We start from the raw sequence: 14,856 nt of genomic DNA on the forward strand, positions 1-14,856 counted from the left end.
AATCTGTCATCCAAAGTATAGATAGAAATCTGCATTGGATGACAGATTATGTAATATTATTGCTCGGATAAACCGCTTATCATAATTTCATAAATCCGGGTTTGGTATAACTGAATCCTTTCTTGTCCAACCATTGAATGTGCCATTGCAAACGACTGACAAAATCGGCCCAACTGCGTTGACTTCCCCATGATACTTCCGAAAAAGCCTGAAGAGAAGGAAATGTTTGTTGTCCGAACTTCCGTTCGTTAGGGATTCTTTCCGTCCACACGCAAGCCTGGAATCCTAATAAATTATTTTTTGCGATTCCGGGAAAATCCGGTTCAAAATCAAAATTGTACAGTGAATTCAGCAATTCATCCGTCGGGTCATAGATAAAGTAAAAACGTTTCCATTCCATAAATACAAGTGGAAAACCTTGTTGGGTAATAGCGCTTGCAGAGTCCGAACGCCAGTTACGCCAAAAGGTATAGGTCATATCCAAAGGTTTGGCCGCATCGAATGCATCGTCCCACCCCATTACTTTCTTACCTTTACTTTTCACATAATCCACCATTATTTTCATGAAGTGGGTTTGCAAATCCACCACATTCGTGTATCCCTTTTCTTTCATCAGGCGTTGACATGATGCACATTGTTTCCAGCACTCTTTTTCCACTTCATCTCCTCCTATATGAAAGTAAGGAGAAGGAAAAAGAGCTATCACTTCGTCGAGCATCGACTTGACAAGCGTGTAAGTCGACTCTTTGGAGACACAGATTGGATCGGAGAATTCTTCTCCCCAACCGATTCCCCCTTTGCACGACAGCTCGGGATATACCCTGATAGCAGCCGAGAAATGCCCTGGCATATCTATTTCAGGAATAATATCAATTCCTCTGTCGGAAGCATATCGAATAAGTTCTTTTATCTCTTCCTGCGTGTAGTAACCGCCGTATTGGTTGCCTTTTACAAAACGTGAATCCAGTTCGTAATCCCGATCGGTTTGGGATTTATCTATACACTCCTTATCGAACCGGTCGAATTCACGCCAGCCACCTTTCACCGCCAATTCAGGGTGAGTTTTCATTTCAATGCGCCATCCCTCATCATCCGTCAAATGAATCTGAAATTTGTTTATTTTATAAAACGACAGGCAATCAACCAGTTTTTTCAGATAATCCATCGTAAACATATGGCGGGCTACGTCTAAATGAAAGCCGCGCCAAGCATATTGTGGAGCATCTTGCACTGTCGCCAAAGGAAGTTGCTTGATTCCTCCCTGAACTGTGGCTTGTTCCAACGCTTGCCTTACTGTCTGCACACCCCATAGCAGTCCGGCATCGGTAGCATAATAAATACATATCTTGTCTGTCTCCATTGCCAGACGATATCCTTCTTCTGGCAACTCCGCATCCTTGGATATTTGGATAAATGCACGCTCATTGGCAGTCTCGCTGACAACAAAAGACAGGTCTTTCAATGTCTGCACCAAGAGTTGCCGGATGGCAACTGGCAACTCTTGGCTGATTGTCATCTGTTTGGGAAGCGTCAAGGCCCCCTCTTTATAATCTATTTTTTCCGGTAGCGGCATGAAAGACAGACGGCGTAATTGTGTTTGCACAGAGCCACTGTCCGCTTCATTGTCCTTACATGACAAAGAGACAAAAAAACAAGCCAATAGAAGAAACAAAATACTGGTTCTTTTCATACTGTAATTATTCATTTTTTGTTTACTATTTTGTTATACATTACCACCATCCGGGCAACTGCCTTAGGTTGGGGTTGATATCAATTTCGGTTTGTGGCACAGGCAACCAATAGCTGACAAATCGCCGTGTGATATAAGGCATTCTTTTGTAAAAAGCCTTCGGGTTATTGGCGTCATCACTCTTTAAGGTACCGGCAAAGTTCATTCCATAGAAGTCACCGGAAAGCAATTCCTTTTTCTTCCATCTGCGTATATCGTGGAAACGGTATGCACTCTCACAGTTCAATTCCACACGACGTTCGAGAAGAATGGCTTCTCTCATGCTTTTTTGGTCTGACGGAATCGCCACGTCACCCTCTTCCAAACCATAGCCCGGTATACCAGCACGTTCTCTGACCAGATTGACATATTTCAACACTTCCTTTCTATTTGCAACGTAGTCTATTTCGTTCAGACATTCTGCATAACCCAAATAGAAATCAGCCAGTCGATAGATAATTGCCAACCGCTTGGGATAAGCATTATTTCTTGGGTCGGCATCGGGATGTGACTTTTTACGAACTAGATACCCATTTTGCGGAGCATCGTGAGACGGACCGCCATCCTTGCCGTTGTGATAGAAATCGGTCGCCCTGTTCGCTTTGCGGAACCAGCAATCGTTAAACAACACCGATACGTAGAATCGAGCCTCCCGATTGCAATACATATTGTATGTGCCCGCCAACGTAACCTTGTTCTGTTCCTGATTCTCATTGCCCTGCACCTCTTTCCATCGGGTAGGCCTTTCCTCATCCTCTGTAGAAAATCCTCTTTCCGTATATCCGGAAGCTGGATTAATTTTGGGTGAACCATCTGGATTATATCCCAAAATAGGGCGTAGTCCATTGCTCATGAAGAAGTCATCGACAAGTCCCTGAGTGACACCGAGTGCACCCGACCCACCATAACCTCGGGGAGTAGCGGCGAAATCCCATGACCAGTAGCCGCTACCTACGCGACCAAATAAAATTTCTTTATTGCCTTGGTCATAAGCACGCATCATTACGTTCTGATAAGAGAGAAACGGATCAATCGTTCCGTCACTCAGTCGTTCGTAGTACAACTCATGTCCTGCTTTATCTGCTTCTTTCAACAACTCTTCATAAGCTTCTTTGGCCTTGACCCACTTTTTAGGATCTACCACTGGATTGAATATATTTTCGCCACGTGCATTCTGATATCCTCTGAAATCAGGATTTCCATTCACCAACGGACTGGCTGCGAACTGAAGAAGCTTGGCTCTTGCAGCTAAACTGGCAATAGAGGTGATTCTTCCATATTTTTTCGTATCGATATAGCTGGGAGGAAGAATCCTTGCCACCTCTTTATATTCATTGTCAATCCAATCCACTACCCTGTCAAACGGCTCCTGCATCACAAAGAAATCACTACCCGAACTACTCGGATCTACGGTACCTGTATATAAAGGAATCGCCCCATAAAATTTTAATAACTGGTCATGGAAAAAGGCAATCAGAAACCTGCATTCCGCTTTCATATATTCTACCTCTTCCTCAGTCAGAAGCTGTTCGGGTAACGGTTTTACATTTTCGATAAACAAATAAGCTGCACGTATTTTTTTCGGTAACCGATTCCAATAGTCCATAATCCAATGACTCGATGGTGTCCAGTTACCTTTTTCATACGAAATGATGTTTACTCCGAATCCTTCCCACTGCACAGAGGGATTCAAGTCGTCACCCATAGCATCGATATCACGGTCTTGATCGCAGTTGGGGTCAGGAAGTCCTGTATAGATGCCGGCGAGCCATTCTTCCACTCTCAATTTGTCGTTAAACACCATTTCCAGTGTCAACTGATTATCCGGTTCCTTATCAAGGTAGTCGGCACAAGATGAGCAAGGCAACATACATAAGATGAGGAACAAATATTGATAAATATATTTCATAGTTCTCTTTTTAAAAGTTTATTTCTATACCTGCTGAATAGGTCTTCATTATCGGATAGCTGTTACCGTTCACTTGTGCATTGTCCACTTCCGGATCCCAAAGCTTGAATTTGGAGAAGGTGAGCAGATTCGTTCCACGTAAGAAGAAACGGATGTTGTTGGAGGATATTTTTCTGTTCACAATCTTGGGCAGGCTATAGCCGATTTCCAGGTTTTTCATTCTCAGGAAACTCATATTGCGCAACCACCATGTAGATTCTTGCAGATTGTTCTTATTAGGACCGGCAGAAGCACGGGGATAGAATACATCCTGACGCGGATTTTCCACTGTCCATCGGTCGTCTATGTTGGTAAAATAGTTACCCAAAGCACCGTTTCCCGAACCCGGCAAGAAGAAATCGCTGCGTCCGATAATGGTGAACGTTCTTCCTGTGCCTTGGAACATACATCCGAAATCAAAATTCTTGTAACGTCCTGACAGACCGAAACTATAGACAATCTCAGGATCTTTCGTACCTCCGATAGCAGTTTTATCCAACTCAGTAATTTTACCATCGCGGTTTAAATCCTTATACTTAATATCTCCCGGACGTACGGTTTCAAAGGTGTGTTCGGGGATTCCTTCTTTCAATATACCGTTTTTCACATCAATAAAGTCGTCTTCCGTAAACAATCCTTCCGCCTGCAATCCGAATAATTGATTGACCGGATGTCCCGTATGCGCACGAGGAGTGCCCACTACCGTATATGCTTCGTCATACTCCTTAATCTTGTTTTTGGCATAAGTGAATGTTCCCATGAACGAAAGAAACAGGTCTTTCCCGAACTGCTTGTTGAAGTTGAGCGATACGTCTATACCATTGTTGTCCACTCTTCCGAAGTTTGCCCACGGTGCAATGTTGAATCCCGCAGATGTAGGAATAGACTTCCGCTTCATGAATATATCCTTTCTCCTTTCGTTGAAGAAGTCTGCCTGGAATTCAATCATTCCCTGCAGGAATCCCAACTCTATACCGGCATTCATTTTGTCCACCGTCTCCCATGTCAATGAGGGAATTCCAAACTCTCCTTCATAACGTGAACCTCTCATGATTTCTTTATTTGGTCCCCAAGCATATCCGTCATCACCATTATATTCAATCGTACTTAAATAAGCAAAACGTCTTCCGTCCAGACGATCGTTTCCTACCCTACCGTAAGAGCCCCGTAATTTCAACCGTGACACAACATTCTGACGTTTCATAAATGCTTCCTCAGAAACAACCCATCCGATGGCTACCGACGGAAAGAATCCAAAGCGCTTTCCTTTGGCAAAGTTCTCGGAGCCGTTGTATCCGAAATTAAATTCTGCAATATACTTGCCATCGTAGATATAAGACGCTCTACCGGCAATCCCCTGATTTCGATAAGGAAGCGTATCTCCATTGTCATAATTGCGCTGGTTGTACAAGAACATGGCATCTACCGAATGTTTCCCGAATATGCGGGAATAAGAGATATTGCCTTCCAGATAGGTGCTCCTGTCCCCCCACTCCGCTTCTTTGGCATGACCTAGGAACTCTTGTCCGTAGACAGATACGTCAAGCAGCAGGTTACCGTCATAATCTCTACCGGTAGCCGGTGCGTAATAGGTAGGACTCATATTTCTTTTCACTGTGCTGACCGCATATCGGTCGAAAGAGAAGACTCCTTTCACTTTCAGTCCCGGTGTGATAAACTTTAGATCCTGCTCGATAGAAAACAATGTTTCTATCCGGCTGGAACTATTGCGCTGATAGCCCGTCTGCGTAGCAAGCGCCCATGGGTTCTCACGTTCGGTTCTTTTAGGAATTTCACCGGAAGAATATTGAGTAGGGTGAACAAACGGTGGTGTTTCAAAAGCTTTGTAAAAAATATCTGTGATACTATGATTCGGAGCTTTCCGATCTTGCATATATCCACCGATGTTGAAACGTAATAAAGTAGTAGTGGTCAAATCCATATCTACATTCGAACGGACATTGTATCGCTGCACTTTAATAGAAGGATCCCACTCTTGCTTCTTGTCACGTACCAATATACCTGATTCATCGTAATAGGCAGCAACAAATGAATATCGTAGGCGCTCTGTTCCTCCTGAAATATCAAGCGTAGCACGCATGTTGGAAGCATGATTTTTGGAGATAGCATCCAGCCAGTTCACATCCGGATATAAATCTGGGTCTGTATTCAATAGAGTATTTTCTATTCTGTCTGTATAGAGGGCTATCTGACCGTTTTCGGTCCGTATATCATCCAACAGTTGCATATAGTCGGCCGCACCAATATATTTGGGCAGTTTAGTCGGCTGCGTGATAGCATATTCCGTACGAAAATTCACAGTGGGTTTTCCGATTTTTCCTCGTTTAGTATTAATCAGAATCACACCGTTTGCCCCTCTTACTCCGTATACGGCACTGGCTGCTGCGTCTTTCAGGACAGAGAATGATTCGATTTCCTGTATATCAATGTTATCCAACGAACGTTCGATTCCATCCACCAACACCAACGGGTCACCACCCGCTTTTTGGAAAGTGCTGATACCCCGAATCCAAAAAGTGGAGTTGTCGTACCCCGGTTCGCCCGAACGCTGTACACCAATCACACCGGCAATGTTACCTGCCAAATTGTTGCTCATCGAACGAGAGGTACTTACACTCAGTTTGGCAGGTTCGATCGTAGAAATGGAACCAACAACCGATTCTTTCTTCTGAGTCCCATATCCTACTACCACAACCTCATCCAATTGACCGACCTCTTCCAACATCACAATGTTGATAATCTTCCGATTTTCCACCTTCTCTTCTTTCGGTACAAAACCTATATAACTGAATTTCAGCATGGCGTACTTGTCATTCACCTTAATGGTATAGTTTCCGTCTGTATTGGTTACCGTCCCTTCCGTAGGACCGTCTCCAGCTATTGTTACAGACACACCGATTAATGGTTCGCCATGAATGTCCGTCACATTTCCTTTGATATAGACAGCAGTATTCTTTTGCTGTCCACCGATGGCTTTTGCCGGAGGTGTTTTCGTTTCATTCTTGACGATAATGATTTGTTTATCTACAATTTTGTACGACAAAGGTGTACGTGCCAGAATTTCATCAAGGATGACTATGATTTTTTTGGTCGCGGTACGCACGGTCACCCTCTTCTCTATTTCCGGCTTGATGTTATTGTTGAATACAAGAACATAATCACTGTTCTTCTCAATCTCATTGAAAACACTTTTGATGGTTGTATTTTCCATTCTGCCGATAGGTGTTTTCAGTTCTTGTGCATAAGCGTTTGGACCAACTAGCATCAGCATACACCAGAATGCCATAGACAGCATCAGCTTGATGGCTCCCGATGATTTTGTCGGGTGAGAGTAGAGACTCTCTTTTATACGACTTTGTTGCATAAAATATTGTTTAATGATTCATTTAATCTATCGTGGCAAGGATGTGCACTGTTTGTACGAATACATACGCACACATCCTTATTATATATATAATACCTATTTGATTACCCCAAGATCCTCAATAATCAGTTTGGCACTTTCATTTCCTGCGGTCACATCTATTGTAAATCTATAAGTGCGACCTTCGTTGCGTTTGAAATACTCCTTGTCATATACCTGTATGTCGCCACTTGGCATAATCCAACATGTATTCGTAGCATCACTTCCCATAGTCAGCCGATCTCCTGTGAATTCCCATCCCCAGCCTCTTTGAGCCAAGAACTTAAAGTCAAACTCATCAGGATTTACAATATTCAATGTTGTTCCGGCAGTTACCGTTAACTGATATTTCTTAGGTTCAATCTGAGCCATACATAAAGTTCCCGGCCACCAGTCCCATCCTGCTACATTTTCGTAGATTGGTTTTCCTACTCCATATCCTACAATCCATATCGTTCCACCTATACCATCATCCGGCAATGTAGCATACTGCCCGTCTTTCAAAGCTTCTACTCTAAAATACTTCATTTTCCGATCTTCCTTTTGGAAATTATATTGAGCAGCCGTAATCCTGTATTCTCCATCAACCGCCAAAAACTTAAAGGTATTGTCATCTATCTTTTCAAAGAAATCAGGATCAATATAATAGTCTTGCACATCACTGATACCTGCCACCTTAATAGTTTGATTTTGTGTAAGTATCTTCTCCACTTGATAAAAACCGTCTGTATTTTCTACCATCTCCACACCATCAAAAACGGGAACCCGAGGTGTTACTTCGCCATCTTTTTCTATAGTCAACAAGGCATTGTCAATTCCCGCTGTCACATCAACAATGAATTTATAAGTACTTCCTTCTTCGAAGGTCTGCCCCTCTTTCAGTGTCACAATTCCGTCTTCATTCATTTCGATAAGGTCACCATCCACAGAAATCTGCTTATACACGCCTTCCATATCCCACAGTTTGAAGAACCGGAAAGAAACGCCTTGAGTATTCAATGTAATTCCGGCAGTTGTAGACAACTGGAACTTATTTGTTTCGATTTGAGACATGCACAACGCTTTTGCATCCAAACTCCAGTCTGTTCCGGAAGCATTTTCAAAGGATGGTTTTCCGATTCCAGTACCAATCACCCAAATTGCTCCCGTACCATTTTCATGTAAGGCTGCAGGAGAATCACCGTCCAATGCTTTCACACCGAAATATTTATTTGTTTCGTCTGCAATAAGCTGATAACGTCCGCCGACAGGCAAAAATTCCAGCAAACCGTCAGGAAGTCTTCTGAAGAAATCCGGATCTATCCAGTATTCCTCGTCAGAAAGTCCCTTAGTCGACAGATACTGACCTTGTGTCAAATCCAACACAATGCCAAGTGTACCGTCCGGCATAGCTTCCATATCTTCTCCGTTAATCTGCGGTCCTGCTTGTTGGGGAGCGATTGCCCATGAATAGGTATCAAATGAAACGGTATATTTTCCGGCAGTTCCGTTAGAAATCGGTATATAACTGATTTCCTCATATTCCTCTATCAACCCTACAGTTTCGCCTCTCCAACCGAAATTCAGAACATTTCCGTTTGTTCCTACTTTCGGTGTTTTGATGTAAGCATTCATTTTCAACGGAAATTCCTCGCTGATTTCATAATAATTGGTTGCAGTCTTTTCCATCTTATATTCCCGTCCATTTTCTTGCACCAAGGTTAGATAAGGAAAATCTCTATGTGTCAAATTGATTTCACGTTTCACCTCAGTAGTGACTTGCTGAACGTTTCTAAGAACATATTTCAATGTTGCCTTTCTATCAGTCATATTTGCTTCAAAAGGTACATAGATTTTTCCCGAATAACTGCCATGAGCAACAACGGGAATCATTGTTTCCGAAACTTGCTCTTCTCCATATAAAAGTTGTGCCCTGAATGAAGATAAAGCTACTTCACTGTCTGTAGCAGTAAAAGTAAACGATAGACTGTCGCCAAAACACGCATCGGACACTTCTCCTTCGATTTCTATACTTGGAATACCCATTGAAGGCTCATCATCTTTACATGAATGAAAAACGAACATTCCTGATATGGCACATACCATTAATAAGTGTTTATTCATAATTTTTTGTTGTTTATTGTAGTTTTAGCCAATAGCATGATACTACAGTTTTAATTTCTAATAATTAATATTTGTTGATTGCTCCACTTTCAGTGGATTTTTAAATTCACTATTCCATAGGCATTGTTTTTCTGATTGAGGGTTAACATTTTAATTGATTTATTTCATATCTAGATATATCTTGTTGTCTTCTTGTCGATAGTGCATGGACGAAAGAATAGAGATTGTGTACATGACATTGTTTACATCCTGTGAGAGGTATATCTTGCCGGTACACATCGTCTCCCGTAACTTATCAGCATTTTCAATGTCAAATGTTATGTTGTAATATCGTTCAACCTGTTTCAGAATATCAAGCATCGGCATGTCTTTAAACAAAAAATACCCATCCTTCCAACTGATATAGCAAGATACATCCACTTGTTCTTTTCGAATCTCATTATCTTTATACATCAGCCTTTCCCCAGGAATCATACGAATTTCCCGATGGTTGCCGAAAGTGGCTCCTACGCTCCCCTCTGCCAGTACAACCGATTGCGGAATGTCGGGATAGGTAGAAATATTAAATTTGGTGCCATACACCCTAACATCCATGTTAGAAGAATGCACAATAAACGGCTTATGCAGATCTTTTGCCACTTCAATGTAAATCTCACCGTTCACGTTTATTTCTCTGCTGTCACCTTTGAACTTTACCGGAAATTCAAGTTCTGTTCCTGAATTAACCCATATTTTTGTTCCGTCAGAGAGTGTCACATATGAGCGTTTTCCATAGGGGACGATTAATTTGTTCGGTTGTTTACTTGTATTTGCCAGTTTCAAGCATTGTTCTTTCTCATCATTAATAATCAAATTGCCTTGTGGATTTACTAAAATATTCAGATTGTTCTTGAAAGAAGAAGTTCCTTCACTTGTATGCAGCACAACATCCTTACACGTTTCCTGACGACCTACAATTAGACTGTCGTTTTGTAAATCTACCTGAGAGCGGATGATTTCATAAAATAGAGAGAATCCAGCAATTAATAACAGGCAAGCTGCTGCAGAACATATTCGTAGAACACGTAACCTTTTTCTATATAATATATCACGAACGGAATGTTGAATAGATGCAAGAAGTTGGTCACATTCAGCTTTCTCCAGCTTGTCACCTTTAGCTTTCATACTACCGAGAATACGGATAGCTTTTTGAAATTCAGGGTACAATTCGGGATTGTTCTCTATATATTCTTCCCAATATTGTTTAAGTGATGTATCTTCCGTCAGTTTCCAAACAATAAAATCGGGGTCATCTAAAAAATCAACATAAGTTAAAATCTTTTTTTCTTTTTCCATCGTCTTTAGTAAAATTATGGGCTTTACTAAAAAGACGATGTTCCTATTTTTTTCTCATCTGCTTGGATGGGAAACAAGAACGATATTAACCTTTATTAATATTTTGGTTCATAAATATCATGAATAATGCAAAAGCGGCAGGATCTTGTTTTCTCAGTTTGTTCATCACCTTAGACATGAAGTTGTAGCAAGCAGGAAGAGTTATCTGCAGATTTTCTGCTATTTCCTCATATTCACATCCCTGCATGAAACGTAGATAAATAAGTTCTCTCTCCCTGTCTGTTAGAATACTTAGCATCCGGTTGATTCTTTTCTCAAGCTTTGTTTGCTCTTCTGCATTAATAAGTTTGTCTTCAATGGTTACCTCCAGTGCAAAATGCATGTCATTTGCAGTTACCGTGTCAATATCCACAAATTCATGATGTGATTTGCTCATATCCAACAGACGGTTTCTCAGAGCTTTGAACAAATATGATTTGATATTACTTATGTCTCTCAGTTGTTTATTCGACGCAAATATTTTACAAAAAACATCGTGAATGGCATCAATTGCCAACTGCTTGTCGTATCCCAAGTTTCGAGCGTATAGATATAGAGCATCCACATTATCTTTATACAATGTGTCTATGTCTTTTTCTGAGTGTTCCATCACTTGTCGGCAATCTAATACTAATAGTTGAAAAATACAAAATTCATTAAAATTGTCGGTATATCCAAACTTTTACGCTTATTTAGCAAGAAAAGAGACTGAATCTTCAATAGAGACAGTCTCTGCTTGTATCAACGAAATATATCCTTGGGTCATTCGGCTATAAAACGTTCCTGTTGTACATCCCGGCTATTCGTTCCTACCATTATTTCAAATTCTCCGGGGTCATAAACATATTGCAACTCGGAATTGTAATATTTCAGATCGTTTTCTGTAATGGTGAAAGTTATTTCCTGACTTTCTCCTTTTTGGAGGAATATGCGTCGATAATTTTTCAATTCTTTTATCGGTCGTGATATGTCAGCATATATGTCGCGCAAGTAAAGTTGTACTGTTTCATAACCGTCATAATCGCCGGTATTAGTGACTGTGACGGATGCTGTCAATTCGCCGCTCTTAAATAAAATATTCGAACTTAACCGCAACTTGCCATATACAAAGTTTGTATAGCTCAGCCCATACCCGAAAGGATAAAGCGGTTCGTTGCTCTCATCTATATAATTACCAGAATAGCGGTCGAATATACAACTGTCGGGATCCGGACGCCCCGTATTCAAGTGATTATAAAATAAAGGCAGTTGTCCTACTGACCGAGGAAAAGTAGTTGTCAACTTACCGCTTGGATTTACCTTACCGAATAAAACATCAGCTACAGCATCTCCCGTTTCGCTTCCGCCAAACCATACATTCAGAATAGACGGGATGTGTGTATCTTCCCAGTTCAATACCAAAGGACGACCTGTAAACAGCAGTAAAACTATCGGTTTCCCCGTTTTTACTAAAGCTTTTAGCAAGTCTTGTTGCGCTTCAGGAATTTCAAGTTTTGTACGGGAAGCCGATTCGCCGCTCATTTCCGCACATTCACCTAAAGCGGCAACAATCACGTCGGCACGGGCGGCTGTCTGCAAAGCTTCGTCCAACAGTCGTCCATTGTCACCACGGACCAACGGACGAATACCTACAGCTCCCTTTTCGAGTGCCGCATCATAATAAATATTGCTTCCCTTAGCATACAAGATTTCGGCTTCATTACCGACTGCCAAACGTAAACTTTCCAATAAAGTACGATGTCCGGAAGGTGTACATGTCATGCTCCACATTCCGCACATATTATTACGCGCATCTGCCATAGGACCAATCAAAGCTATTTTTCCTTTACAGCGAAGAGGAAGAAGCTTCTCATCGTTTTTCAATAGAACAAATGTTTCTGTCGCGATTTTACGTGCTTCAACACGGTGCCGTGCCGTATATGTATCCTGTTGCGCACGTAACGTATCGCAATATTTGTATGGGTTTTCAAATAGTCCTAATTTATATTTTGCTTCCAGTACACGGCGACAAGCGGTATTTATTTGTTCTTCTGTCACTTTTCCTTCTTCCAACGATCCTTCCAAAGTATTTAAGAAGCCACAGGACACCATATCCATATCAGTTCCCGCCTGCAAGGCGCGAACTGCAGATTCTTTCAAAGGCGCTATACCATGGTATGACATTTCCGCAATCGAGTTATAATCAGTAACAAGCAATCCGCGGAAGCCCCATTCATTTCGAAGAAGAGTCGTCAACAACCATTTATTGGCCGTAGCAGGGATACCATCCACAATATTGAAAGAACTCATCACACTGCCAACCCCGGCTTCCACCGCCGCCCGATAGGGAGGAAGATATTCATTATACATACGCAAGCGGCTCATGTCAACCGTATTATAATCACGTCCCGATTCAGAAGCGCCATACAAGGCAAAGTGTTTCACACAAGACAGAATTTCATCTTCTTTTTTCATGTTTTCCCCTTGATAGCCCCGTATATATGCTTTTGCAAAAAGAGAACCTAAATACGGGTCTTCTCCATTCCCCTCTGCTATGCGCCCCCAACGCGCATCGCGGCAGATATCAACCATTGGACTGAATGTCCAGCAAATACCATTGGCACTAGCTTCTACTGCAGAAATACGTGCCATACGCTCAATTGCCAATGTGTCCCAACTACAAGAAAGTGCCAATGGTATCGGAAAGATTGTCTCATAACCGTGAACCACATCCGCTCCGACCAGCAAGGGAATTTTCAAACGGCTTTCTTCTACTGCAATGCGTTGGAGTTCGCAGATTTTCTTGATTCCCTTTACGTTAAAGAAACCACCAATCTCCTGTTTTCGTATCATCTCGCTCAGTTCGCCATTTTTGACGGTTCCCGTCACCAAATCACCACCTGACGGCAAGTTCAGTTGCCCAAGCTTTTCACGTAAAGTCATCCGGTTCATCAAATCAGCGACAAAAAGTTGCATTTCAGCCTCTTCGTTGTTCTTCGGAACAGCACAGGAGAAAAGGCAAGAACCTATTAAAACGTATATTATCAGTTGTTTTATTTTCATTATGATTTTTATTTAAAAGACCAAGATTATCTTAATGAAGCGGCTTTTACGCCAGTGTCAGTCATCTTAACGGGCAGAATGCTTCCGTCCTGACTGAAATACATCCGGTCAATGCAAGTCACCCGATGATTTCCATCGGTATCTTCCAAAGGACGACGGTGGTAGACAATATACCATTCATCTTTACCCGGTCCTTTGATAACCGAGTGATGTCCGGCACCTGTAGCTATGTTTTTATCCTGTTTCAATATTTGTCCCATTCTTTTAAAAGGACCAAACGGTGAATCCGCAATGGCATATGCTACACAATAATCGGGACCGGTCCAATCGCCTTCCGACCACATGAAGTAATATTTTCCATTTCGTTTCAGCATAAACGGTCCTTCTACATAATTTTCAGGAGTCACTTCCTTGTACATACTGCCATCTTCGAAAGGCACTATACTAATTAGGTCAGCTCCCATTTTCACCATATTACAATGTCCCCAGCCACCATAATACATATAATATTGCCCGTCATCGTCTTTAAAGACAAACTGGTCAATCGGTTGGGCGCCATTGACTATTTTATCAATCAGCGGCTTGCCTAATACATCTTTGAATGGTCCTGCCGGAGTATCAGCAACTGCAACACCAATCCCACCGATCTCTTCATTACTTTGTATGTTGTTTGCTCCAAAATAGAAATAGTACTTGCCGTTTGCCTCGATGACGGCAGGTGCCCATAACGCGTTTTTTAGCCAACTAATATTTTCGACAGAAAGGACTTTAAGATGCTTTTCCCAACTGACAAGGTCTTCAGATGAAAAAGCATCCATATATAATTGCTCTTTGAATGGAAGCGAAGAGGTTGGATAAATCCAGTATTTATTATCAAACACAGCTCCTTCGGGATCGGCATACCAGCCTTGGAAAACGGGATTCCCACTTGTCTTTTCAGTTTTTTCCCGTATAGAATACTGATGGTAAGGTTCCGACATAGCATGTAGCGTCTCAGGAATCCATACCCGATAACGTCCTGTAGTTGCCCAGTCATTGCCGGATGAAGCAAAATCGCAAAAACGAATCATCCGGACAGCCTTATTTTCCGGATTCTCCAAGTCAGTGCCCAAAATCATGGGAACTTCCATTGTTATCCATGCGAATGAGCTTTCAAAGGTGTTTTTGAGTGTTGCTTGGACAAGTCCTTCCCGGTCACACTGAATAACGGCACATTCATCCACATCACCGTCATTA

At 41.8% G+C, this 14,856-nt stretch carries 8 protein-coding genes; all 8 read right to left on the bottom strand.

Annotated elements, in window-relative coordinates; translation table 11 throughout:
* Positions 1–79: 79 nt before the first annotated feature.
* Positions 80–1,690: a beta-N-acetylhexosaminidase gene (locus tag CLIN57ABFB40_RS09850; protein ID WP_254871732.1), complete on the bottom strand. Its 1,611-nt coding sequence runs from the start codon at positions 1,688–1,690 to the stop codon at positions 80–82.
* A gap of 40 nt (positions 1,691–1,730) precedes the next feature.
* Positions 1,731–3,638 (bottom strand): RagB/SusD family nutrient uptake outer membrane protein, encoded by a 1,908-nt coding sequence (locus tag CLIN57ABFB40_RS09855; RefSeq protein ID WP_175629905.1) that lies wholly within the window; start codon positions 3,636–3,638, stop codon positions 1,731–1,733.
* Between the two features lie 10 nt (positions 3,639–3,648).
* Positions 3,649–7,062, bottom strand: coding sequence for a SusC/RagA family TonB-linked outer membrane protein (locus CLIN57ABFB40_RS09860; protein ID WP_175629906.1), 3,414 nt, complete (start codon positions 7,060–7,062; stop codon positions 3,649–3,651).
* Positions 7,063–7,158: 96 nt separating this feature from the next.
* Complete coding sequence (locus CLIN57ABFB40_RS09865; protein ID WP_175629907.1) at positions 7,159–9,204, bottom strand: DUF5125 domain-containing protein; 2,046 nt, start codon at positions 9,202–9,204, stop codon at positions 7,159–7,161.
* 159 nt (positions 9,205–9,363) lie between these two features.
* The gene (locus tag CLIN57ABFB40_RS09870) at positions 9,364–10,539 is read right to left on the bottom strand and encodes a FecR family protein (protein ID WP_175629908.1); all 1,176 of its coding nucleotides are present in this window, start codon (positions 10,537–10,539) and stop codon (positions 9,364–9,366) included.
* Between the two features lie 85 nt (positions 10,540–10,624).
* Positions 10,625–11,188, bottom strand: a complete 564-nt coding sequence (locus tag CLIN57ABFB40_RS09875) for an RNA polymerase sigma factor (RefSeq protein ID WP_175629909.1) — start codon at positions 11,186–11,188, stop codon at positions 10,625–10,627.
* 152 nt (positions 11,189–11,340) lie between these two features.
* Positions 11,341–13,620 (bottom strand): beta-glucosidase BglX, encoded by a 2,280-nt coding sequence (gene bglX, locus CLIN57ABFB40_RS09880; protein WP_175629910.1) that lies wholly within the window; start codon positions 13,618–13,620, stop codon positions 11,341–11,343.
* Positions 13,621–13,646: 26 nt separating this feature from the next.
* Complete coding sequence (locus tag CLIN57ABFB40_RS20595) at positions 13,647–14,600, bottom strand: glycoside hydrolase family 43 protein (RefSeq protein ID WP_175630365.1); 954 nt, start codon at positions 14,598–14,600, stop codon at positions 13,647–13,649.
* Between the last annotated feature and the right edge of the window lie 256 nt (positions 14,601–14,856).

Origin of the sequence: Bacteroides acidifaciens, from assembly GCF_903181435.1 — a bacterium.
Classification (GTDB): Bacteria; Bacteroidota; Bacteroidia; order Bacteroidales; family Bacteroidaceae; genus Bacteroides.